Here is a 23,881-nt window from a genome sequence, read left to right as displayed (position 1 = left end):
TTCACAAGTCCCAAGTCAATGCACAAAAATGTCAATTGAAGCCCCTAATGTCTTACAAACCCTCCTAAGATCAGTCCTAACCTTACAGCAGTCTTCTTCCCTGCACCAAGGCGTCACCGCTACGATTCCCGAAGTAGCACCTCTGGTAAATGCAGAGGACATATGGGTGCTCCGGGTACCTGCTACAGCCCCATTTACCCCTTCACAGGTAGCCAGTTTTCACCAGTGCGATAGTGCCCAATGGGAGGAAAAAGAAGACCCATTGCCTGAGCCCTGGCTAAGCAAACTGGAAAATGAATTGGGTTCGAATTCGTATTTAACGCTCCCCTCCCCTTCTGAACTTCACCACATCATCGCTGCCCCGGTCCAGTCAAAGGGGCAGGCTACCGGCTTTTTCATTGCCAGCATACCGGTCTATCAAGTTTCAGAAAACCCGGATCCGTTTCAGCCCATTGCTCCCTACCTTGAAGGGTTAGGCGCAGCCATCTCCCGCTTTACTCAGGAGAAAAAGATTAAGGTGCAGCGTGACTACCTTCGGAAAATCATTGACAATATCCCCGGGCTCGTTTTTTCCAAAGACCGTGAAGGCCGCTTTGTTCTGGTGAATAAGCGCGTTGCCGAAATTTACGGCGTACCAGTGGAAGAGCTTATTGGTAAAACGGATAGCGACTTCAACCCGCACAAGCAGGAAGTGGCCCGGTACCGGCAGGAAGATCTCCGCGTACTGGATGAAGGTGCGACCATGTGGCTGCCGGAAGACAAAATCACAACGCCTCAGGGGCAGGAAATCCACTTGCAAACGTTGAAAATCCCCGTAACGAGCGAGGGCGAAGAAGGTACAAACAACGTCCTCGGCTTATCACTTGACGTATCCCCCTGGCTGCGCATTAAAGCACAGGAGGCCAAAAGCAGGGAACGATACCTCAACTTCATCAAGCACGCCGAAGAAGGCATTTACTTTGTGAAGTGCGAACCGCCTGTCCCGCTTGAAGGGCTCACACCGGAGGAACAAATGCAGTATTACTACGCTTCAGCTGAAATCGCAGAGTGCAATAAGGCCATGGCCACCATGTACGGCCTGGAAAGCCCGGAGGACCTTATCGGTAAAAGGGTGGAGGATCTTCACAAAGGGGAAGGTGAGGCTCAAAACCGGGCAACCACCCTGCAGTTCTTCAAGGAAGACTTTAAGATTAGAGACTTTGAAACCCATGAGGTCACACCTGATGGAAGTGAGCGCTGGTTCAACAACCATGTGGTCGGTGTATTTGAGGACAAGCACATGGTAGGCATATGGGGCGGGCAAACAGATATCACGGCACGTAAACAGATGGAACTCTCCCTCCGCGAACAACGGGAAGAACTCAACTTCATCCTTGAAGGAGCGAAGGTAGCCACTTGGTATTGGGACCTCCCCCGGAAGATAGCCCGCTTCAACGACTACTTCTGGCAGCTCCTGGGCTACGACCACTCCGAAACGCCGACCAACCCAAGAGAATTCAATAATCTGGTCCATCCGGATGACCTGCCTCCCTTCATCGCTAAGGCCACCAAACACCTTGAACTGAAGAATAACCCTCAGGTATTTGAGCATGAAATGCGTTTGCGTGCAAAGGGTGGCCATTATAAATGGGTCCTTAACCGTGGACGGGCCTTGACCTGGAATGAAGAAGGGTACCCCGTGCAGGGCAGTGGTATTTTTGTAGATATCAGCTCTCAGAAGGATGCCATGATGCAACTCAAAGCTCAGCAAGAGCTCCTTGATATGGTTTCTGAGAGTGCCCTGGTATCGTTTTGGGAATTAGACCTTGAAACAGAGGATGTAAAGATTTCCTCCACCTTTTTCAAGATCCTTGGTTTCAAAACCGAGGAATTTAAACTCACATTAACCAGTGCCTTTGAGTTAGTACACCCTGATGACAAAGAGCCGCGTTTTAACCATGCCATGCAAAAAATTGAGCTGGGGGAAAGGTTCGAAGTAGAGCTCAGGCTAAGGACAAAACAGGGTGCCTATAATTGGGTCTTCGCCCGTGGAGAACTTTATGTCCTGGAAGGCAAAAAATACTACGCCGGCCTTCTTATTGATGTCAATCAGCGTAAACAGACTGAGCTGGAGCTTCAGCAAAGCCAGGAAAAGCTGAACCTTGCGATCGAAGGTTCCCGGATTGGGATATGGGAATGGGATATCCCCGAGCAGAAGGTTTCCAATAATGCACTGATGTTTAAGCACCTCGGCCATTCACCCGAAGTCCTTACAGACCGTTATGAAGACTGGGTGAAATACCTTCACCCGGAAGACGTGCCCCGTTTGCAGGAGAGCTTTCATATCCAAACCGGAGCATCGGATAACTTCCGGCTCGACTATCGCATTCAGGATGCTACAGGCCAGTATCATTGGGTCTATGACACAGGCAAGGTGACAAGTCGAGATGAAAACGGACAAGCCACCCATGCGACCGGCGTTACGGTTGACATTTCTGAGCTCAAATCTACTGAACTAGCCCTTACAGAAAGCCAGCAGCGTACCGAACTCATCCTCAATGCGGCCAAACTAGGCCTTTGGGAATGGAGTTACCAAACAGACGAAGTCTTCTACAACCGGCATTGGGGTGGAATGCTGGGCTTTAAGCCTGAAGAGATCGCACCCGTTTCCAAGACTTTCTTCGACCTCATCCATCCTGAAGATGCACCTTTGCTTGAAGAGGCGCTTAAAGATCAGCTCGAAGGTAAAACGGAGCTGTTTGAGGTTGAGATCCGACTGCGCACAAAGGACGGCAATTGGAAATGGGTCCATGATAAAGGCAGGGTGATGAGCCGGGACGAAAACGGAACCCCTGTCAAAGTAGCGGGGATCCACATTGATATTGACCACCGGAAAGCGGCAGAGAGAGCCCTTACAGAAAGTGAAGCCTTCTTCCGGACCCTGTTCGAGGACAGCCCACTTGGCATATTATTCTGTAATATGGTTGGAGGCATTCAGGAAGCTAATGAAATGGCGACTCAGTTGCTCGGCTATTCCAGGCAAGAACTTACTCATAAAACGCTCAATGACCTGAGCCTTGATGGACAACTCTTTGAAGGACTGGTCCGTACGCTTCAACAGGACACCACCGTTAATCAGTTTGAACAACAGCTGCAACATAAAGATGGCGGTCAAATCTGGAGCAACCTGCTCGTCAGCGTGATCAGAGATATTAATGGGCAGCCCGAAAGCATAATTTGTTCTATTGAGGACATCACGAGCAGGATGGAAGCTCAGCAGGCGCTGCAGGAAAGCGAAGATCTCAAACGCGCCATCCTTGATGCCCTGCCTGACCTGAAATTCCGGATTGACAAAGATCAAAGGTTTGTCAGTTTCTTTGCACCAAAGGGCGATGCCCCAAAACTGATACTGCCCCCCGAACAATTCCTAAATAAAAAAATAGACGAGGTCCTCCCGCCTCATATTGCTCAGGCTTTAAAAATCAATTTGAAAAAAGCACTTGAAAAAGGAGACGTGGAAACCTTTGAATACCCTCTCCCATCCAGTGAAGGCATGCGCTTTTTTGAAGCCCGGGTCAACAGTATCAACCAATCAGAAGCCATCGTGGTGATCCGCGATGTGACCGAGCTCAAAATTGCTCAGCAGGCATTGCAAAATAAACTGCGGGAGCTCGACCACAACAATGAAAAGCTGACCCGCTATGTCAACAGCAATCTACAGCTGGAAAACTTTGCCCACACTGTTTCCCATGACCTGCGGGAACCGGTACGTACCATGAACAGCTTTTCTCAACTCCTGAAGCGCCGGTACGAAGATCAACTTGATGAGGATGCCAACTCTTATCTGGACTTCATCAGCAAGAGTGCTATTCATATGAACAAGCTGATCGAAGATTTGCTGGAGTTTGCGCGATTCACCAATAGTGATGACCCTGGCTTTGAAACGGTGGACCTGAATGAGCTTCTAATAGTCGTAAAACAATCCATCAGTGGGCTTATCAAAGATAAAAATGCGGAGGTTATCATCCCGGAGCCTCTGCCGGTCCTGAATGGCAACCCTACAAAACTGAGCCAGCTATTCCAAAACCTCATTTCCAACGGCATTAAGTTCCAGCAAAAAGGAATACAACCAACGGTTACCCTCCTTGTGGAAGACCTTGAGGATTTCTGGAAATTTTCGGTGAGTGACAATGGCATTGGAATCGATGAAGAACACCACGGCCAGATTTTCCAGCTCTTCCGGCGGCTGCACAGCAAAAAAATATACCCTGGTTCCGGCATCGGCCTGGCACTTTGCAAGCGGGTAGTCGAACAGCACGGTGGAGATATCTGGGTGGAATCCAAACCAGGAGAAGGGGCGACCTTTATTTTCACGCTGCACAAAAACTTTTAATCATGCAGGATACTGCCATCCGTGCTTACCTTGATGCGCTCTCCCGGGGAGACTTAGAACAACTTATGGCTTTGTTTGCTCCGAAAGCCATCATACATTCTCCCCTCTACGGGCAACAACCGGCCCGCGTTTTCTACCCTGCCCTGCTGGAGGATAGTGCTGCATCCCATATCGAACTCCTGCAAATTTTCCAGTCCCATAGCCCCCAACATGCTGCTGTCAATTTCCTTTACCACTGGACCCTTGCTAACGGTGAAGAGGTCACCTTCGACTGCGTAGATATTTTCCGATTCAACGAAGCTGGAAAAATTGCGGAGCTCAAAATCATCTACGATGCTTCGCAAACCCGGCCTGCGTTGGAGCGCACTCAAAACTCCTAGGCGATAATGGTGTTGTAGAACTGCAACCGAACCTCGCTATGGCATTACTCGAATTTACCAATAAAGGCATCTACTGCCCACCCGCGGATGTGTATATCGATCCCTGGCGCCCGGTCAGTAAGGCATTGATCACCCATGGGCATGCCGATCACTCCCGCTGGGGGCATCAGCATTACCTTTGTACCGAAGCTGCAGCACCGGTTATACGGTACCGGCTTGGCCATATCAACCTTTCTACGGTGCAGTTCGGAGAGCCAACGACCATCAACGGGGTGAAGTTCTCCTTCCATCCGGCGGGGCACATCGTCGGCTCGGCGCAAATTCGGGTAGAATACAAAGGAGAGGTCTGGGTCGCATCCGGCGATTACAAGGTAGTGCCTGATGGCTTATCCGAGCCCTTCGAGCCGGTCCGCTGCCATACTTTTATCACGGAGTCCACCTTCGGGCTGCCGGTTTATCGCTGGAAACCGCAAGACACTGTTTTTGCGGAGATCAATGACTGGTGGCGGCAAAACCGGGAACAAGGGAAGGTCAGTGTGCTGGCAGCTTATGCCCTTGGGAAAGCACAACGGTTACTGCATGGTGTTAATGCCGAAATCGGGCCCATCTTCACGCACGGCGCTATTGAGAAAACCACGCAGGTCATGCGCAAACAAGGCCTCAAACTGCCCGAAACCCAACGCATCACCCAACAGTACAAATCGAAAGACTTCGAAGGCAGCCTGGTACTGGCCACCCCCTCTGCCACTGGCTCCAACTGGATGCGGCGGTTTAAGTCCGCGTCGGTAGGCATCGCCTCTGGCTGGATGGCACTGCGGGGCACCCGCCGGCGAAGGGCTGCCGACCGGGGCTTTGTCCTCTCCGACCATGCCGACTGGAATGAGCTCAATGAAGCCATCAAAGCTACCGGAGCAGAACGGGTGGCGGTAACACACGGCTACACCAACCTTTTCGCCCGCTGGCTGCGGGAAGAGTGCGGGTTGGATGCCTGGGAAGCCGAAACTGAATACGAGGGCGAATCCCTGGATAAAGACGATGGTGAGGACACGGAAAACGAAAAGGACGCATGAGAGCATTTGCCAACCTCTATACCCGGCTGGACCAAACCACCAAGACCAACACCAAAGTCGCTGAACTGGCCCGCTTTTTCGATCAGGCCAATGATGAGGACCGGCTCTGGACCGTGGCCATCCTATCCCACCGCCGCCCCAAGCGTACGGTGAATACAACCCTCTTGCGGCACTGGGCTGCCGAACTCGCCGGGATTCCGCTTTGGCTGTTTGAAGAGTCCTACCATGTGGTGGGTGACCTGAGCGAAGCCATTGCCCTGACCCTGCCCAAAGCGCACAGGAGCAACGAAGCGGGCCTCACCTACTGGATTGAGTACATCAAGGCGCTGGACAAGCTGGAGGAAGGCGAGAAAAAGCAACGCGTCACCGATGCCTGGATGCAAATGGACTATACCGAGCGCCTGGTCTTCAATAAACTCATTATGGGCGGGTTCCGCATTGGGGTATCCCAAAAGCTGATGGTCCGGGCGCTCGCCCAATCCACAGCAATTGATGAGAACACCCTCGCCCACCGCATCATGGGCGATTGGACACCCAACAAGACCACCTTTGAAGACCTCATCCTTACCAAAGACCCGCTGGAGGACGTTTCCAAGCCCTACCCTTTCTACCTGGCTTATGCCCTGGAAGACAGCCCGGACGACCTCGGCCTGCCGGAAGATTGGATCGCTGAGCGCAAATGGGATGGCATCCGCGGGCAGCTCATCGTCAGAAAAGGGGAACTTTTCGTCTGGTCGAGAGGCGAAGAATTGGTAACAGACAAATTCCCGGAGTACCACCCCCTTGCCGAAATCCTGCCTGATGGGACGGTTATCGATGGGGAAATCCTACCTTACAAAGATGGGCAACCTCTGACATTCAATGATTTGCAAACCCGGATCGGGCGTAAAAATGTTACCAAAAAAATTCTGGAAAAAGCGCCGGTGGTATTGGTAGCCTACGACTTGCTGGAGTGGGAAGGACAGGACATCAGGGAGCGCCCGATGGAAGAGCGCCGGGCACTCCTCGAACAATTGCTGGAGCAAACGGAGACGGATGGCATCCTAATGCTATCCGAACGCGTCAATTTTTCCACCTGGCAGGAGTTGGAGCCCGAACGGCAAAATGCCCGGCAGTATCATAGCGAAGGCCTCATGCTCAAACACAAAGGCAGCCCCTACCGCTCCGGCCGTAAGAAGGGGGACTGGTGGAAATGGAAGGTAGACCCACTGACCATCGACGCTGTGATGATCTATGCCCAACGTGGTCACGGGCGGCGAGCCAATTTATACACCGACTTTACCTTCGCAGTTTGGGATGACAAGCAGTTGGTACCGTTTACCAAAGCCTATTCCGGGCTGACCGACAAGGAATTCCGGGAAATTACGTCCTGGGTGCGGCGCAACACCATCGACCGGTTTGGCCCGGTGCGCAGTGTGGAGCCGGCCCATGTATTTGAGATTGCCTTTGAAGGCATCCGAAAATCCTCCCGGCACAAGTCTGGCGTTGCCCTTCGTTTCCCCCGCATTTCCCGCTGGCGCAAGGACAAACCCCTGAAGGAAGCCAATACGCTGGCAGATTTGCATCAGCTGCTAAAGCTTTATGAAGAAGGTGGTTAAAATGTGTATTTTGGGGCCAAATTAATCCCATTAATCTCATGTTCAGAAATTGCCTTGCTTTTAGCCTGTTTGCAGCGCTATTGATCACTTTTCAGGCTTGCTCGCCCGCTATTGCGCCCGAAATTTATCGGGCAGCGCCTCCATCCACTTCCGTCTTCCGGGACACCCTGCCTTTCGAATTCCGGGAAGGCTTCATCGTTGTGCGGGCCCGCCTGAACGACAAAAGCATGCCACTTGACTTCATCTGGGACAGCGGTGCTGCCGTCAGTACGATTTCACAAGCCACCCGGGAATACCTGGGGCTGCCCAACAGCATTCAGGCAGGGGCGGTCACCACGCTCGACGCTTTCCATCTTAGCGGTATCACCTTCCCTACCGTGCCCGTCGAGATTGTGAATTACGACGGCTATGCTGCCCCCAAATGCATCGCGGAGGCGGGCGTTATTGGTGCCAATATTATCCGGCACTGCAACTGGCACATCGACTTCGACCAACAGCTCCTTATTTTTTCTGACCTGGCAACGCCCACTGCCTCTACCTCAGCCACGCACACCCTAACCTTCAAAACCACGCCCTACGGGCAGCCGGAAGTAAAAATGACCTCAGCAGCAATGGGCAAAGCCAAAGCGGTAGCCAGTATTGGGCATAGCGGCCCAGTACGGATTAGCAGAAAACAACTGCCTGATACAGGCACTATGGTCTACGACCGGGCGGTGGTCGACCGCTTCGCCTCAGGTATTGACACGGCTGTTGTATTTGAAAATGCCGATTTGCAGGTGGGCGGGCTGAATTTTCAGGGAACGCTTAAGGTACAGTCCGGCCGGCAGAATCAGATTGGCAATGCCCTGTGGGCGCACTACAATCTCACCCTCAACTTTGAAGAAGCTACCATTCAGCTTTCTCCACGGGCAACGGCTCCAACACCGGCTTACGCTCTGCCGCGGTTAGGATGGATGCCCCATTTCACCCCGAAAAGTGACCTTACAGTAGGGTTTATCGTAGTGGGTAGCCCGGCCTGGGAAGCGGGCTTGCGCATGGGCGATGTGATTGACCAAATCGACCGCCGGGCCTCTCCCGGCTGGTATAATGATTATTGTGCTTATTTGTCGAGTGTTCAGGCGCAGTTTGGGGCACCTGAGCAAATGCAGGTTTTCAAAAACGGCTCGAAGCAGCCCATTTCCCTATCGGTAAAAGCGCAACCATAGACTGAATCAATCGGCGATGGCGATGGCTGCCATGCTCAACTTCAGATTGGAATACCGCAAGAGCTCAGCGCCGCAGGCTTCAAGCGTAGCACCGGTGGTCACTACATCATCAACCAGCAGCACGTGCCTGCCGCTGAGGTCAACCCCGGCGACTGGTTCAAAGGCCTGACGGACATTCACCTGCCGCTCTGCCCGCGTCATGCGCGTCTGCGTTTGGGTGAAGACCACCCGCCTGAGTGCCTGTACCACCGGGCGATCCATAGACTCCCCCAGCCCTTTGGCAAACCAGTCTGCCTGATTGTAGCCACGCATTTTTTCTTTTCTGGGGTGCAGCGGGACTGGCACAATCGCTTCCACACTTTGGTAAGCGGGTACTGAACGCAGCACTTCACCGTACCACTTTCCGATGTAACGCCCCACTTCCTGCTTGCCATTGTATTTGAGGTGGTAAAGCAGGCGCTGTGCCCGCCCGTCTTTAACGAACTGGAAAAAAGCAGCTGCTGTTTGCAGTTCCAGGCGCCCCCACAGGCGCTCCGTGAACGCATTCTCCAGGTGCAGGTGATGGTCGGTTTGCGGCAGTTTATACCGGCAGGTAAGACAAATCGGGTCAGATTGCCCGGAAGGCAGGTTACGGTCGCAGGCATAGCAGAGATTGGGGTAGAAAAGCCCAAGGAGATCATCGAGCCAGCGGGTTGAGGGGTGGAGAGGTACAGCCATCGGTGCAATGCGTTAGTTTGCCCCTTGAAGATAAGAAAAAACGTCTGCCCCGCAAAGCGAGACAGACGCATCAAAACAAAACGAAAAACCAACTTTAAACAAGTTTCTTTATCACCACTAACTGAATCTGAGGGCCGAATGTTGCTTGCAGTGGTGTTAAGGATTTCTTAAAAGAATCCGATATTATTTTAGTTTTCAACGGCTTATACCGCTTTTTTCAATTTAAGTTTTGTAGCGGTTAAGCGCAAGGCCGAAGTCGTCATTTTTCTTGCAAAACGTGGTTTGACCGCTGAATTTATTCAAGCAATCAAACTTTAGCCGCTTTTTACTCCGGCTTCAGCCGAACGGGAAGGCTCAATTCTTCGCCATTACGATTGACCACTACGTCCATGATGTCACCGGCTTTAGCCTGGCCAATGATCTCCTGCAACTCCGGAACAGATTTGATCTCCCGGTTATTCACACCAACGATCACATCTTTAGGCAACAATCCGGACATTTTTGCGGAGCCGCCTTCCACCAGTTTCTCAATAACCACCCCCTGCGTAATTGGCAAGCCCAGTTCACGGGCATAATCACCATCGAGCTCTGATATCTCGACGCCCAGGTAGGCACGCTGGAAGCTACCATACTCAATGATATCATCAGCAATACGGCGGACCAGGTTCACCGGAATGGCAAAGCTGTAGCCCGAGAATACACCGGTACGGGTAGCGATAGCGGTGTTAATGCCCAGCAACCGGCCCTCTGCATCCACCAAAGCGCCACCGCTATTGCCAGGATTGACGGCCGCATCGGTTTGTATGAAGGACTCAATGGCTTTTCCGCCTCCCAGCAGGTTGATGCTGCGCCCTTTGGCACTTACAATACCCGCGGTTACGGTAGAAGTCAGATCAAAAGGGTTGCCGACGGCCAGCACCCACTCCCCAATTTCAGCTTCGTCGCTGTTGGAGAAGTCGAGCGTGGGGAAGTCGTTGCCTTCGATTTTGATGACGGCCAGGTCGGACTTTTCCTCTGTGCCAATCACTTTAGCAGTATACGTACGATTGTCATACAAGGTTACTTCCACCTCGTCGGCATTCGCTACTACATGGTTATTCGTCACGATGTAGCCATCGCTGGAGTAGAACACGCCCGAACCGGTACCGCCCTGAGGCTGACCGCCACCGTAGGAATCGCCAAAGAAGAACCGGAATGGGTCCTGACGGTTGGAGGTGGGCTGAGCAATTTTAGAAGAAATATGGACCACGGCAGGCATGGACTTAGCGGCTGCTTCCTTGAAGTCGAAGGGTGCATTGGCCATAGCAGGGGACACATTGACGTTCCTGACCGCCTGGGCATAAGCATTGTCCTGCGTGACAGGCAAAGTGGGCTGTGGGGCCAGCAAACTGTAACCGCCAAGGGTTATCAGGCCACCTACAATACCCGCGAACACGAGTGCAAATAGCTGTTTCATAATCGGATGAATATTTTGTGTTTGATGATTGCCGAGATGCATTCTGATCTCATAACATTTGGCAAAACGCCTGAGCTGCGATTTTTGTTATGGCAATTTTCGGGCTTTAACGGTAGCTTAACTACAGGTACTTTTTACAACCCTCTTGCTGATTTAAGTGGAAATCGTTATCTTGAAAGCCTGCACTTGCGAACAGCACCTCAAATAAATTGACCATTCTATTCTGCCGTATGCCGAATAGCAGATTTCGGTGAGTCCCCTCCGGGTTTTATCGCAAATCTTTTTTGGTCTTTTTTCTTTGTTTCTTGGGCGTAGTGAACGGATTTGAAACAGCAGGAGTTCTATGGTAAATACACCTTTCATCCGTGCCCTTACGCTTGGCTAACCTTCAAAACTGACATGACTCAAGACTATCGCAAACGCCTACAGCAACTCATCTGCCCTGAAAATGAAGCAGAAGCGGCGCTCCTTAATGACCATACTTTTCAGGAGGGTTTGCTTTGGGGGATTCCGCGGTTTGGTCATCCGGAAGGAGAGGTCTACAAACATATCCTTGAGGTACTGGACAACGTGGACCAGCTTGATGTTTCACCTTCCGTACGCCGAAAGTTGCGGCTCATCACCCTCGTGCACGATACATTCAAGCATTTAGAGGTTCGGGGTAAGCCCCGCGACTGGTCCAAGCACCATGGTATGATCGCCCGGCGCTACATGGAGCAGTTTACGGCTGATACCAGCATTCTTGATATTGTAGAGCTGCATGATGAGGCATTTTATGCCTGGCGGTGCATTTTCGTCTACCAGCTGCCTCAGAAGGGACAGGCCCGTCTGCAACGCCTGCTCGGGCGGCTGGGGAGCAACCTGCAACTGTATTACCTTTTCTTCAAGTGCGATACCGAAACCGGCGACAAAATGCAGGCCCCGCTGCGTTGGTTCGAAACCACTGTGCCCGGTATTGAAGCCCTTCCGCCACTGCCTCAAAGCTCCACCCGGTAAGTCAGGATCGGGATCAGGCTCAACTGATAGCGCTGTAACACCTCATTTTGAAGGATATCGTAATAGGTATAAGCTACATTTTCCTGATTGGTCAGGTTTTGGATGTCCAACGCAAGGGTACTGCTGTACCTTTTCCGGCTCTTTTTGATGTAAATCCGCAAGTCGGTGCGGAAGAAATCGGGGAGCCGCTCCGTATAACCCGCTGAGAAATCAAACCGGGTATAACGTGCAGCCTCGGAAGCAGCTACTTGCACAGGAAGCTCGCGAAGCCCTCCAAGATAGTTCACCCGAAGGTTCAGCCCTATAGTCCTCGTATGTTTATCGGTTTCCTTTTGCCATTCTTTTCCCGCTGTTGCATTGAAGATGTAGCCCCCATCATACCGCCCCTGCTGAGCCGTTTCACCGGGCAAAGTGAAATCAGCCTGGTACAGCGTCAGGTTCGCCAGGTAATAAAAGCCTTTGGTCAGGAGCTGTTCGACGGAAAGTTCCACTCCGGCATTATCGCCCGTTGCCTTTTCCTCCCGTATGGTCCCGTCCAGCCATGACCAGCTGTTGAGCTCGTTCAGTGTGGTGAAGGCGCCACCGCCCGCCACATCAAAAACCGGTGCATTGAATAGATGATGGTAGAACGCCTCGACTTTCACGCTCAGTGCCGGTTGCGGTTGCCATTGGTAGCCTAGCGCACCCTGATGAGAACGGGTGGGGGCCAGCGATCCGAATGCCCGGAAATACGGAGAGCTCATCTGAGAATGCAGCCCGTAACCTGCATAGAGTTGATGCTGAGGCGCCAGCTGATAGCTTAACGAAACCCGGGGTTCTGCATAAACAGGCTCGGACTCCAGATAAGCAGGCAGGTGGAGCCCCAGTTGATAGCTCACCCGACCCGATAGCGGGCCGCTTAGGGTGAAGTATGGAGTCAGGATAGTTTCGTTTTGTGTTGCTGCATCCGGCGAGGCCCCTTCCAGTTGGTCAAGGTGGTCAAACGCCCGTACCTGAAGCCCGAATTGTGCCTGATGCCCCCGGATGAAATTATGCCGGTAGTAGGTATGCCCGGAAATCAAACGCAGGCGGTCATCATCCTCCAGAAAAGCCTCTGGGAGTACCTCCTGCAAATCCGGAATTAGCGCCTCGCTGTATCGCTCCTGATCGACGGCAGAAACCCCAAGCCCGGTAAACCAAAGCCCCCGTTCACCAACCGGCTGTTCGTGGGTCGCCCCTACTATGCCCATGTTCGACCGGAAATTGATTTCAAACAAATCCTTATCCGACTCTCGCAATTCGGGGTCAGCCTGCCCTTCGAATAGGTTGCTGCTAAGGCCACCCACCCCAAAGAGGGTAAGCTTACCGCCCTTCTGCCCGGGAAAAACCAGGTTGAAGGACAAATCCTGAAAATTAATCGCCTCTTCTCCGAAGTTCACGCCGGCCTGCGTAAGCAAACCTACGGTAGAATAGCGGTAATTGACCAGGTAGGAGGCTTCGCTGTTTTTAGAAAAAGGGCCTTCAGCCGCGACATCCAAACCGATCAATCCGGCCTGCAGCGTGAATTCCTGCTGTTGATTATTGCCCGCCCGCAGGCGCATGTCCATCACCCCGCTCAGGGCATTGCCGTAGGCTGCCGGGAATGCTCCGGTGTAGAGGTGGGAGGTCGACAGCAGCTGAGCGCTCAAAGCATTGACGCCGCCGCTGTTCATCGTTGTGCGATCGGAAAAGGTGCCGGCATTGGGCGTGTGGTTAGGATTGAGAATTTGAATCCCCTCCAATTGCCAGGCCATGTGGTCCGGCGAGTGCCCCCGAATGCTCATGCCGTTGGCCTGATCATTGGTATTGACCACACCTGCGTAAGAGGAGGCCAACCGTGCCGGATCGTAGAAGGTGGCCGGGAAACGGCGCACCTGTTCGATGGTCATGGTTTTGACGCCCAAAGGCTGCACCACCTGCATGCCACTGCGGGCAGCGGTCACCTCCACCGCATCTAAAGCCTGTGGCTTCGGCTTGAGCTGTATTTCCAGCACTACTTCCTTACCGGATTCCACCAGCACTTCCGCCAGGATAAAGGGCGCGTACCCGAGGAAGGTTACCCGCAGTTCGTACCGCCCAACCGGCACTTCCGGAAACAGGAACTGCCCCCGATCGTCCGTCACGGTACCCGAACCGAAACCGATAAGCTCAACTGCCGCCCCGGTCAGCGGTGCGTTGGTGCCTGCTTCCAGCACTTTCCCCCGAACGGTTTGGGTAGGTGAGGACTGCGAGAATAGTGAAAAAGTGCCTAACAGCAGAACCAGTAAGTAAACGTAGCGCATGAAAATGATTGATTTTAGATCCCCAGCGTATCGCGGTTGAGCTGATCGTCTGACCCTCCCCCGGCGAAATCATCGAAAGACTTCTGTGTCACTTCGATGATGTGCTCCTGAATGAAGGGCGCACCCTCTGCCGCACCCTGCTCAGGGCTTTTGATGCAGCATTCCCATTCCAGTACGGCCCAGCTGTCGTAGTCATACTCTGCCAGTTTGCTGGAAATGGCCCGGAAGTCCACATCTCCGTCACCCAGAGACCGGAAACGCCCCGCCCGCTTTAGCCAGGGTTGATACCCTCCGTAAACACCCTGTTTGCCGGTAGGGTTGAACTCCGCATCCTTAACGTGATAGGCCTTGATGCGTTCATGGTAAAAGTCAATAAACTGAATGTAGTCGAGGCACTGCAGCACAAAGTGGCTGGGGTCGTAGTTGATGCAGCAGCGCGGGTGGCCGTCCAATGCTTCCAGGAAGGCCTCAAAGGAGTCTCCGTCGTGCAGGTCTTCGCCCGGGTGCAGTTCGTAACACACATCCACGCCCTGCTCGTCAAAAGCATCGAGTATAGGTTTCCAGCGTTTGGCGAGTTCTTCAAAACCCATTTCCACCAGGCCGGCCGGGCGCTGAGGCCAGGGGTACATAAAGGGCCAAAGCAGGGCACCGGAAAAGGACACATGTGCATCCAGCCCCAAATTGCGGCTGGCTTTGGCGGACCATTTCAGCTGCTGTACGGCCCACTCCGTGCGGGCTTTAGGGTTGTTGTGCACCGCTTCCGGCGCGAAACCGTCAAACAGCTTGTCGTAAACCGGGTGTACGGCAACCAGCTGCCCCTGCAAATGAGTAGACAACTCGGTGATTTCCAGCCCATGTTCGGCAATCCTGCCCTTAAGCTCGTCGCAGTAAGTTTGGCTTTCAGCAGCCTGCTGCAGGTCAATGAGCCGGCTCTCCCAAGTGGGGATCTGAACGCCTTTGTAGCCGAGCCCGGCCATGTAGGCACAGATGGCATCGAGGCTGTTGAATGGGGGCTCATCCCCCATAAACTGAGCGAGAAAAATGGCGGGGCCTTTCATGGTCTTCATAGTCGTGGGTTTTAGATTGGAAAGTACGGATTTTTTGGAAAAGCATCCCTGGCTTCAACCAACCAGATAGCTGATCAAAGCCCCGATGGCTTCATTCATACAGGGATAAGTAAGGTTTAGCCTCATCCGTATCCACAATGTTTTTTTCAAAAAAACCTTAGCCCATTTTGTAATACCTTGAAAGGAGGGTATATTACATTCATTCAAGCAACCGTTGCAATACAAAAAATCACAACCACGCCGGATCAATTAATTTTATTGCCTGGCTTAGATTGTCAATTATTCTAATGACTTCACGCGCTGGCGCTTACTAAAACTGTATGAAGCGTGTTTTTTTGGACTTTTTTAGGCATCAACCTGGCCCGTACGGGCCAGGTACATTAATTTTTGAACATGCGAACTTTTTTGGCTTTACTCTGCTGTATGGTCGGATTTACCTCCAACCTATCCGCCCAAAAACACGACTACACCTGGCTGTTCAGTGAACAATACATCATTAGTAATGACTGGGGGGAAGCCTCTATGCTCGACTTTAATTCAAGCCCGCCTGCCATCAGTGCCCCGGATAGTGTGCAGATGATTTTTGGGGGCACTAATTTTACCATGAGCAATGCGGAAGGGGAATTGATTTTTTATACCAATGGGTGCGAAATACATAATGCCCGGCATCAGCTTATGGAAAATGGGGATGGGATTAATCCGGGTGATGTGCACGATGTTCATTGTCATGAAAGCCAACACTCTCCTGGCTATATTGTGCCTACTCAAGGTGCATTAGCATTACTCAAACCTGGTAGTAACTATGTCTACTATCTTTTCCATATTAGGTCTGCTTATGATCCAGTTCTTGGGCCTCCGTATGGTTCTCATATTAATTTACTATATACGATTGTCGATATGACCCAGAGTTCTGGTAACGGAATTGTATATGACAAAAACACGGTTTTAGTAGATAATTCTTCCAGCTTTACTCCCTTAGGTGAAATCACAGCAGTAAAACATGCCAATGGACAAGACTGGTGGATAATTTGTCCCGAAAACCAAGGGAATTATTACCACAAGTTTTTGCTAACAAGCGAAGGTATTGTGGAGCAAAGCGGGCAGAATATCGGCACATCTATTTTTCGGTTCACCCAGGGACAATCTGTTTTTTCACCCGATGGTTCCAAGTTTGCATATATCCTCAATGATGAAAACGAAGGTATTAGGCTCTTCGATTTCGACCGTGAAACTGGATTATTCAGCAATCCTCATTTTTTTCCTATCCCTGATGACCCAGGGATCCAGGCAGGTGCTGCTTTTTCTCCGAGCGGTCGATACCTTTACGCCAGCTACAATTTTGAGCTATACCAGTTTGACCTTTGGGCACCCGATATTGAAGCCAGCCGTGTTCTCATTGATACTTTTGATGGGTATGCAGACCCTATCCCAACCCATTTTGCAAATATGCAATTAGGGCCGGATTGCAGGATTTATGTCTTCTGCTCAAGTTGCACTACAATCCATATTATCCACAATCCGGATGAAGGGGGCACAGACTGTAACTTCGAGCAAAATGCCATCCAGCTGCCTTTTGGCATGCGCCAGTTTTCAAACTCTATTTACCCCAACTACCGCCTTGGGCCCATTGACAATCCCGGTGAGCCCTGTGACTCTGGTATCGTTAATAGCTCCAATACCATACTGCCTGCGAAAGGCATTTCCCTTTTCCCCAACCCTTCGTCAGGGGAGGCTATCCATCTTCAAACCGGCTGGACGGAAGCCAATACGGCAGAGGCTATACTGTTTAATGCCCTTGGGCAGCCGGTATGGCAACGTACCCTGGAGCTCTTCGGCGGCAATGCCACCTTCCAACTGGACCACTTGCCGGAAGGCTGGTATCAGCTGAGCCTCCGGGCGGAAGGGGAGCAAAACGTTATTCCGCTTATGATACAGCGGTAGGGCTGCTAAGGGTAAAGATTTAATCCAAGTAACACCCCAAAGACAAAAGCCGCTGCCCAAAACAGACAGCGGCTTTTCTGCGAATTCACTTTACTTTTTGCCTAGACCGTTGTCTCTGACCCCAGTGCGGAGGACAGGTACTCGCGGTTCAGCTTAGCGATATTTTCTACGGAGATGCCTTTGGGGCACTCTGCTTCACATGCGGTGATGTTGGAGCACATACCAAAGCCTTCGTCGTCCATCTGCTTGACCATCGCCTGAGCGCGGCGCTTGGCCTCTACTTCACCCTGTGGCAAACGGCCCAGGTGCGCGACTTTGGCACTGACGAACAACATAGCCGAAGCATTTGGGCAAGCGGCCACACAGGCACCGCAGCCAATACATGCTGCAGCATCAAAGGCACTCGCAGCCGTTTCCTTCTCGATTGGAATGGCATTACCATCCTGCGCCTGACCGGTGTTGATGGAAATGTACCCGCCTGCCTGAATGATACGGTCAAAGGAATCACGGGTAACCACGAGGTCCTTGATGACCGGGAATGCGCTGGCGCGGAACGGCTCGATCACGATGGTATCGCCGTCCTTAAAGTGGCGCATGTGCAGCTGACAGGTAGTCGTACCTTGCATAGGACCGTGCGGCTCTCCGTTGATCACCATGCTGCAGGTACCACAGATGCCCTCCCGGCAATCGTGCTCAAAGGCAACGGGCTCCTCTTTTTTGGAGATCAGGTCCTCGTTAAGGACGTCCAACATTTCCAGGAATGACATATGCGGGGTTGCCTCTACCGTGTAGGTTTCAAACTTCCCCTTAGCGTTGGCGCTTTTCTGGCGCCATATTTTTAGTGTGAGTTTCATGTTCTTTGATTTTGTAGTTGAAGCAATTGGGTGTCAGGAAGCTTATTTATAGCTCCGGGTCTTCAACTCTACATTTTCAAATACCAGCTCTTCCTTGTGAAGCTTCGGGTCTTCGTCCCAACCGGTGTACTCCCAGGCAGACACATAAGCGTAGTTTTCATCATCACGCAGTGCCTCGCCTTCTTCCGTTTGGTATTCCTCGCGGAAGTGACCACCGCAGGACTCCTGACGGTCTAGTGCATCCACGACCATCAACTCGCCTAATTCCATAAAGTCAGCCACGCGGTGAGCTTTCTCCAGCTCAGGGTTGTAGTCCTTCGCGTCACCAGGGATGAAGACGTCCTTGTAGAACTCTTCGCGGAGCTCCTGAATCATCTTGCGGGCTTTCTTCAGGCCATCTGCATTGCGCGACATGCCGCAGTATTCCCACATGATCTTGCCCAGACGGCGGTGGAAGCTCTCCACAGACTGATTGCCCTTGATGTTCATCAGCTGATTGAGACGGTTTTCCACGTCTTTTTCTGTCTGCTCGAATTCCGGGCTGTTCGGGTCGATCATCGGCGTACGGATTTCCTGGCTGAGGAATTGGCCTATGGTGTAAGGCAGCACGAAGTAGCCGTCTGCCAGCCCCTGCATGAGTGCAGATGCACCCAGGCGGTTGGCACCGTGGTCGGAGAAGTTGGCTTCTCCGGTAGCGAAGAGGCCCGGGATATTCGTCTCCAGATTGTAGTCTACCCACAGACCGCCCATGGTGTAGTGGACAGCCGGATAGATTTTCATAGGTGTCTGATAAGGATTCTCGCCGGTAATCTTTTCGTACATCTCGAAGAGGTTACCGTACTTTTCCTCAACCACCTTTTCGCCCAGCTCTTTGATTTTGGCATCGCTTGGATTGCTGATGCCTTTGGTATTGGCTTCTGCCTGACCGTAGCGCATGATCGCCGACTCGAAATCGAGGAATACCGCCAGTCCGGTTGGTGCCACGCCAAGCCCTTCGTCACAGGCTACTTTGGCCGCGCGGGAAGCTACGTCCCGTGGCACGAGGTTACCGAATGCCGGGTAGCGGCGCTCCAGGTAGTAATCGCGGTCTGCCTCCGGAATGTCATTTCCGGTTTTGCGGCCCTCGCGGATGGCTTGTGCGTCCTCCTGCTTTTTCGGTACCCAAACCCGGCCGTCATTACGCAGGGACTCTGACATGAGCGTCAGCTTGGACTGATACTCGCCAGACTGCGGGATACAGGTCGGGTGGATTTGCGTAAAGCAAGGGTTTGCCATGTAGGCTCCGCGGCGCACCGCACGCCATGCGGCGGTACCGTTGGAATTCATGGCGTTGGTAGACAGGTAGAAAACGTTGCCATAGCCACCGGAGGCCAATACCACACAGTGGGCTGCATGGCGCTCCAGTTCCCCGGTGAGCAGGTTACGGGCAATGATACCCCGCGCCTTGCCATCCTGAATGACGACATCCAGCATTTCGTGACGGTTGTACATTTTCACGCTGCCTTTGGAAATCTGCCGCGACAGGGACTGATAAGCTCCGAGCAACAGCTGCTGTCCAGTCTGTCCCCGTGCGTAGAATGTACGGCTTACCTGCACCCCACCGAAGGAGCGGTTAGCCAGCAGTCCACCGTATTCACGGGCGAAAGGCACGCCCTGCGCCACCGCCTGATCGATGATATTGCGGCTCACCTCTGCCAGGCGGTGCACATTTGCTTCCCGGGAACGGTAGTCGCCCCCCTTGATGGTATCGTAAAACAGGCGATAGACGCTATCACCGTCATTTTGGTAGTTTTTGGCGGCATTAATACCACCCTGAGCGGCGATACTGTGCGCCCGGCGGGGGCTGTCGTGAAAAGTAAATGCTTTCACCTTGTAGCCCAGCTCGCCCAGTGTAGCTGCCGCAGCAGCGCCCGCAAGACCTGTACCGACAACGATGACTTCGATGCGGCGTTTGTTGTTGGGTGCCACCAGATTCATGGTACCGCGGTAACGCGTCCATTTCTCCGCTAATGGCCCCGGAGGAGTATTACTTTGAAAAGGCATATCAATCAAGTTTTGCAGTTGTCAGATAAATTAACCCTTGAGGTACATCACGATAGGAATGACCGCGAAACCAAGTGGGATGAGTATAGCGTAAGCTTTGCCAAGCCCCTGAATAAACGGGGTGTACTTGCGATGGTTGATGCCCAGCGTCTGAAAAGCCGACTGGAAACCGTGGACCAGGTGGTACCCGATCACGACCATAGATACGACGTAAAAAATGACAAAGCCGATATTTTCGTAAGCTGCTGATACCAGCGCGTACAAGTCCTTCACTTCCTTACCATCGTAGGTAGCCATAGGTGTTGCGCCAAGCTTCATTTGCAGCCAGAACTGATACATGTGAACGGCGATGAATACAAAAATAATCGTACCCAGCCAGCCCATATTGCTTGCCGCGAAGCTGTTGGTGCCAGCCACCTTGTTCACCTTTACGGCATAGCCTTTAGAACCCCGGGCTTTCCGGTTTTTGCGCCATAGCGCCCAGCCCTGAAAGGCGTGCAGCAGAATACCCGCGTACAGCAGATAGGAAGTTGTCTTGATCAGCGGGTTGGTCGTCATAAATTCGGCGTAAAGGTTGAACGCCTTGCCACCGTCCCCTGCCAGTAGCTGCAGGTTACCAACAAGGTGAACGACCAGGAATATGATGAGAAACAATCCGGTCAGACTCATCACTACTTTCCTGCCAATTGAAGATGTCAAAAAATTTGAAAACCAGCTCATGTTTTTTGCTTTTTCAGTTGTGTGCAGCCCGTAGCAGGCTTGTTTTAGCGTTTTTAGTTAGCCTCGTAAATGTAGTAACAAAATCTATGGATATTGACAAAGACCACCAAGTATTGTTTGGTTGACTTAAATCACAAAAGTTATTTAGAATCGTTTCAAATTATACAGGAATAGTGTACTTAAACTAAAGGTGGGTGCAAACAAAAACACTACCTGGCATCGTTCTATACATAGAATAAAGATAAAAAACGAAAATCGCGGCAGCTTGATTTCCCATGAAGTGATTCCGGCTGCTAATAGTTACAATTCTTATGGATAAGCCAAAACGGCAACCTAGATTAAGTTTTCCCTCCTTTCTAGACAAGTTCCCTGAAGTCCCCCTGCCCGTTACGCTCGCAGAGGAAGCCCATCACGCTTTCAGTCAGAAAAACGATCCGCTGCCGACCGTGATGATCGAGCAGTTCATCCTCCCCATTGAAGGGCAGCCGATGGACGACTATACAGAGTTTGTGCCTTGCATGCGCATCCCCGAAACGCATGATTTTCATGCGATCATTTACTGGCGGGCGATGCTGATGTCCTATCAGTATTCTTTAGTGACCTTTGACAAAAAAGGCGAGCTGATTGACAAACGGGTCATTGCGGGAACCATCTCACAGGGGGGCACGTTGACCACTTCAGTTGCAACCATTGAAGACGATTGGAAAATTTACATCGTTTCTGGTCAGAGCCAGGCGAATCAAATTAAGGGATTTGACCCGGCCAAGAGTACCGCCAACCATTTGGAGCTCTTGCCTGAGGGGCAAATCACAGAACACATTTAATTTATTGCGGACTTACCCACAACTTTCCGGCCCTATAGCCCTGCGCTTGCCAACCTCGCCAAGGTCCGGACAATGATTTTCTAAACACCCAAAAATATCATGAGTAAAAACAGAAAACACAATTCAAAAAAGACCGGTCGTAAACTCAGCGCCAGTCAGCTGCGCGAAGAGGTTTTGAAGCTCTTCCGCCGCCACCCTAAGAAACAACTGAACCCCAAACAGATTGTCCGAAAGCTAAAAGTCGCCAACAACAGGGATTCCGTGCAGGATGCACTGGAGAAGCTTTCTGATAGCAATGAGCTAAAGCCAACCGGCGACTACAAGTTCAAGCTCAACCGGCAGGACCACGCCGCCCGGAGCAACGGGCAGTACGCCACCGGAATAGTAGATATGACCCGCAGCGGCGATGCTTACATCGTCTGCGAGGGACAGGAGCAGGACGTCCACGTTTCTGCCAAATACCTGAATACAGCCATGAATGGCGACAAGGTCAAAATTCGGACCTGGACGCCTTCGGGCCGCCGCAAGCCTGAAGGTGAGGTCGAGCAAATCCTGGAACGTGCCCGCGACCACTTCATCGGCACCCTTTGGATGTACCCCAAGCACGCTGTGGTGACGATTGATATAGTGCCCCCTATTGATGTGGAGGTAAACATGAAGGATATGCCACAGGCTAGCGATGAAGACCGGGTAGTTGTACGCATAGATGAGTGGCCCGACCGCCACAAGCACAATCCGAAAGGTACAATCACAACGGTACTGGGCAAAGCCGGCAGCAGCGATATTGAGATGAAGACCATTTTGGTCAATAATGGCTTCGACCTGGAATTCCCGCAAGATGTCAAACGGGAAGCCGAGTATCTGCCCGCGCGCATCAGCGAAGAGGAAATTAAGCGCCGCCGCGACCTTCGGGAGGTGACTACCATCACCGTTGACCCCGAGGATGCCAAGGACTTTGACGATGCCTTGTCCATCCGCCACTTGGAAAATGGGGAGATAGAAGTCGGTGTGCACATTGCGGATGTCACGCACTATGTCAAGGAAGGTACCCCACTGGACAAAGAAGCCTTCAACCGTTCCACCTCCGTCTACCTGGTGGACCGGGTGCTGCCAATGCTGCCTGAGCGCCTGTCTAACGACCTCTGCTCCTTACGCCCTAATGTCGACCGGCTGGCTTTTTCGGCCCTGTTTGTCTTCAACAAGAACAATAAGATCATTAACCGGTGGTTTGGCAAAACGGTCATCCACTCTGATCAGCGCTTCACCTACGAAGAGGCACAGGAGCGAATTGAGGGCAAGGGTGGGAGTTTTGCCCAGGAAGTGCAGCAACTGGCTAAGCTCGCCCGCCATTTGCGCAAGCAGCGCTATAAGGAAGGTGCTATCAATTTTGAGACGGAGGAGGTGAAATTCCGCCTGGACAAAGACGCTGTTCCTGTGGAAGTCTACGTCAAGGAGCGCAAGGAAGCGCACATGATGATTGAGGACTTCATGCTGCTGGCCAACCGGGAAGTGGCACAATTCATCAGCCTGAAAGGACGGGACCAGGAAATCCCCTACGTCTATCGTATCCACGATGAGCCTGACCCGGACAAAGTCATGGAGCTTTCCCGCTTTGCCCGTGAAATGGGCTTCGATATGAACATCAGTTCTCCGGAGCAGATTGCCAAAGCCTACAACCGCCTGGCCCAGGAAGTACAAAAGCGCCCTGAACTGCGCCTGCTGAGCCCGTTGGCGATCCGTACTATGGCTAAAGCCGCCTACTCCACCGAAAATATCGGCCACTACGGGCTGGGTTTTGAGTACTACACCCACTTTACCTCGCCCATCCGGCGCTATTCTGATGTGCTGGCCCACCGCCTGCTGGAGCCTAACCTGAGCCACAATGACTTCTACCGCGTCAACAAATCGCGCCTGGAGGATCAGTGCAGCCATATTTCCAAAAAGGAGCGCAACGCCATCACCGCCGAGCGTGAATCGATCAAGTACAAACAAGTAGAGTTCATTGAGAAGCACATTGGTGAAGAATTCGATGGCTTCATTAACGGCATGATGGACCGGGGCTTTTTTGTGGAGCTGGAAGCCGGCCTGATCGAAGGCATGGTGCCTTTTGAAACCCTGGACGAGCCGTTTGAGGTCTCTGATTCCCGCCTGCGCATGGTTGGTGCCTTTTCCAAAAAGGAGTACAAAATGGGGCAGCGCGTACGGGTGCGCATCGCCCGGGCTGACCTTGCCAAGCGCCAAATAGAAATGGACTGGGTGCGGGAAGAAACCGTACCTGCGGGCAACGGCAGCAACAACGGCAAAGACAATAACCGCAACAAACGCCGGAAGCGCTAAA

The 23,881-nt window shown here is 52.2% G+C and carries 16 protein-coding genes; 9 read left to right on the top strand and 7 right to left on the bottom strand.

Annotation, left to right across the window (positions count from 1 at the left end; genetic code table 11):
* Positions 1-28: 28 nt before the first annotated feature.
* The 5 genes from MRY86_RS21385 to MRY86_RS21365 are packed head-to-tail and all read left to right on the top strand — an operon-like array spanning position 29 to position 8,625.
* The gene (locus tag MRY86_RS21385; RefSeq protein WP_293567948.1) at positions 29-4,372 is read left to right on the top strand and encodes a PAS domain S-box protein; all 4,344 of its coding nucleotides are present in this window, start codon (positions 29-31) and stop codon (positions 4,370-4,372) included.
* Between the two features lie 2 nt (positions 4,373-4,374).
* Positions 4,375-4,752: a nuclear transport factor 2 family protein gene (locus tag MRY86_RS21380; protein ID WP_293567950.1), complete on the top strand. Its 378-nt coding sequence runs from the start codon at positions 4,375-4,377 to the stop codon at positions 4,750-4,752.
* Between the two features lie 38 nt (positions 4,753-4,790).
* Positions 4,791-5,822, top strand: a complete 1,032-nt coding sequence (locus MRY86_RS21375) for a ligase-associated DNA damage response exonuclease (RefSeq protein ID WP_293567952.1) — start codon at positions 4,791-4,793, stop codon at positions 5,820-5,822.
* Positions 5,819-7,420, top strand: a complete 1,602-nt coding sequence (locus MRY86_RS21370) for an ATP-dependent DNA ligase (RefSeq protein ID WP_293571913.1) — start codon at positions 5,819-5,821, stop codon at positions 7,418-7,420. The genes MRY86_RS21375 and MRY86_RS21370 overlap by 4 nt, the downstream gene beginning before the upstream one ends.
* 38 nt (positions 7,421-7,458) lie before the next feature.
* Positions 7,459-8,625 carry a PDZ domain-containing protein gene (locus MRY86_RS21365; RefSeq protein ID WP_293567956.1) on the top strand — a complete coding sequence of 389 codons (1,167 nt, stop codon included), beginning with the start codon at positions 7,459-7,461 and terminating at the stop codon, positions 8,623-8,625.
* A 6-nt stretch (positions 8,626-8,631) separates the two neighbouring features.
* On the opposite strand, the gene MRY86_RS21360 is transcribed toward MRY86_RS21365, so the two are convergent.
* Both MRY86_RS21360 and MRY86_RS21355 read right to left on the bottom strand, forming a co-directional pair.
* On the bottom strand, positions 8,632-9,342 hold the full coding sequence (locus MRY86_RS21360) for a phosphoribosyltransferase family protein (RefSeq protein ID WP_293567958.1): 711 nt from the start codon (positions 9,340-9,342) through the stop codon (positions 8,632-8,634).
* A gap of 325 nt (positions 9,343-9,667) precedes the next feature.
* Positions 9,668-10,798: a trypsin-like peptidase domain-containing protein gene (locus tag MRY86_RS21355; RefSeq protein WP_293567960.1), complete on the bottom strand. Its 1,131-nt coding sequence runs from the start codon at positions 10,796-10,798 to the stop codon at positions 9,668-9,670.
* A gap of 399 nt (positions 10,799-11,197) precedes the next feature.
* On the opposite strand from MRY86_RS21355, the gene MRY86_RS21350 reads away from it, so the two are divergent.
* The gene (locus tag MRY86_RS21350) at positions 11,198-11,794 is read left to right on the top strand and encodes a hypothetical protein (protein WP_293567962.1); all 597 of its coding nucleotides are present in this window, start codon (positions 11,198-11,200) and stop codon (positions 11,792-11,794) included.
* Here the strand turns inward: MRY86_RS21350 and MRY86_RS21345 are convergent.
* Together MRY86_RS21345 and MRY86_RS21340 are read right to left on the bottom strand one after the other, a co-directional pair.
* Positions 11,776-14,094, bottom strand: a complete 2,319-nt coding sequence (locus MRY86_RS21345; protein WP_293571912.1) for a TonB-dependent receptor — start codon at positions 14,092-14,094, stop codon at positions 11,776-11,778. The genes MRY86_RS21350 and MRY86_RS21345 overlap by 19 nt on opposite strands.
* Before the next feature lie 14 nt (positions 14,095-14,108).
* Positions 14,109-15,161 (bottom strand): sugar phosphate isomerase/epimerase, encoded by a 1,053-nt coding sequence (locus MRY86_RS21340; protein ID WP_293571910.1) that lies wholly within the window; start codon positions 15,159-15,161, stop codon positions 14,109-14,111.
* Positions 15,162-15,554: 393 nt separating this feature from the next.
* On the opposite strand from MRY86_RS21340, the gene MRY86_RS21335 reads away from it, so the two are divergent.
* A complete protein-coding gene (locus MRY86_RS21335; RefSeq protein WP_293568301.1) occupies positions 15,555-17,102 on the top strand; it encodes a hypothetical protein in 1,548 nt (515 codons plus the stop codon).
* A gap of 101 nt (positions 17,103-17,203) precedes the next feature.
* Here the strand turns inward: MRY86_RS21335 and MRY86_RS21330 are convergent, their stop codons facing one another.
* From MRY86_RS21330 to MRY86_RS21320, 3 genes are read right to left on the bottom strand one after another with little or no spacing between them, the layout of a single operon-like run.
* The gene (locus MRY86_RS21330; protein WP_282776861.1) at positions 17,204-17,956 is read right to left on the bottom strand and encodes a succinate dehydrogenase/fumarate reductase iron-sulfur subunit; all 753 of its coding nucleotides are present in this window, start codon (positions 17,954-17,956) and stop codon (positions 17,204-17,206) included.
* Positions 17,957-17,998: 42 nt separating this feature from the next.
* Entirely contained in the window at positions 17,999-19,999 is a 2,001-nt protein-coding gene (locus tag MRY86_RS21325) for a fumarate reductase/succinate dehydrogenase flavoprotein subunit (protein ID WP_282776860.1), read from the bottom strand.
* Positions 20,000-20,029: 30 nt separating this feature from the next.
* Entirely contained in the window at positions 20,030-20,698 is a 669-nt protein-coding gene (locus MRY86_RS21320) for a succinate dehydrogenase cytochrome b subunit (protein WP_293571908.1), read from the bottom strand.
* A 332-nt stretch (positions 20,699-21,030) separates the two neighbouring features.
* Between MRY86_RS21320 and MRY86_RS21315 the strand changes: the two genes are divergently transcribed.
* Entirely contained in the window at positions 21,031-21,543 is a 513-nt protein-coding gene (locus tag MRY86_RS21315; protein ID WP_293568294.1) for a hypothetical protein, read from the top strand.
* Between the two features lie 99 nt (positions 21,544-21,642).
* Entirely contained in the window at positions 21,643-23,880 is a 2,238-nt protein-coding gene (gene rnr / locus MRY86_RS21310; protein ID WP_293568292.1) for a ribonuclease R, read from the top strand.
* Position 23,881 lies beyond the last annotated feature (1 nt).

Source organism: Phaeodactylibacter sp., assembly GCF_022763345.1.
Lineage (GTDB): Bacteria > Bacteroidota > Bacteroidia > Chitinophagales > Saprospiraceae > Phaeodactylibacter.
This window is presented reverse-complemented; position numbering and strand designations above follow the sequence as displayed.

Coding starts and splice junctions, on each gene's coding strand:
- MRY86_RS21355 (WP_293567960.1), bottom strand. CDS start 10,798: ATGAAACAGCTATTTGCACTCGTGTTCGCGGGTATTGTAGGTGGCCTG.
- MRY86_RS21315 (WP_293568294.1), top strand. CDS start 21,031: ATGGATAAGCCAAAACGGCAACCTAGATTAAGTTTTCCCTCCTTTCTA.
- MRY86_RS21385 (WP_293567948.1), top strand. CDS start 29: ATGTCAATTGAAGCCCCTAATGTCTTACAAACCCTCCTAAGATCAGTC.
- MRY86_RS21330 (WP_282776861.1), bottom strand. CDS start 17,956: ATGAAACTCACACTAAAAATATGGCGCCAGAAAAGCGCCAACGCTAAG.
- MRY86_RS21345 (WP_293571912.1), bottom strand. CDS start 14,094: ATGCGCTACGTTTACTTACTGGTTCTGCTGTTAGGCACTTTTTCACTA.
- MRY86_RS21340 (WP_293571910.1), bottom strand. CDS start 15,161: ATGAAGACCATGAAAGGCCCCGCCATTTTTCTCGCTCAGTTTATGGGG.
- rnr (WP_293568292.1), top strand. CDS start 21,643: ATGAGTAAAAACAGAAAACACAATTCAAAAAAGACCGGTCGTAAACTC.
- MRY86_RS21365 (WP_293567956.1), top strand. CDS start 7,459: ATGTTCAGAAATTGCCTTGCTTTTAGCCTGTTTGCAGCGCTATTGATC.
- MRY86_RS21325 (WP_282776860.1), bottom strand. CDS start 19,999: ATGCCTTTTCAAAGTAATACTCCTCCGGGGCCATTAGCGGAGAAATGG.
- MRY86_RS21380 (WP_293567950.1), top strand. CDS start 4,375: ATGCAGGATACTGCCATCCGTGCTTACCTTGATGCGCTCTCCCGGGGA.
- MRY86_RS21335 (WP_293568301.1), top strand. CDS start 15,555: ATGCGAACTTTTTTGGCTTTACTCTGCTGTATGGTCGGATTTACCTCC.
- MRY86_RS21375 (WP_293567952.1), top strand. CDS start 4,791: ATGGCATTACTCGAATTTACCAATAAAGGCATCTACTGCCCACCCGCG.
- MRY86_RS21360 (WP_293567958.1), bottom strand. CDS start 9,342: ATGGCTGTACCTCTCCACCCCTCAACCCGCTGGCTCGATGATCTCCTT.
- MRY86_RS21350 (WP_293567962.1), top strand. CDS start 11,198: ATGACTCAAGACTATCGCAAACGCCTACAGCAACTCATCTGCCCTGAA.
- MRY86_RS21370 (WP_293571913.1), top strand. CDS start 5,819: ATGAGAGCATTTGCCAACCTCTATACCCGGCTGGACCAAACCACCAAG.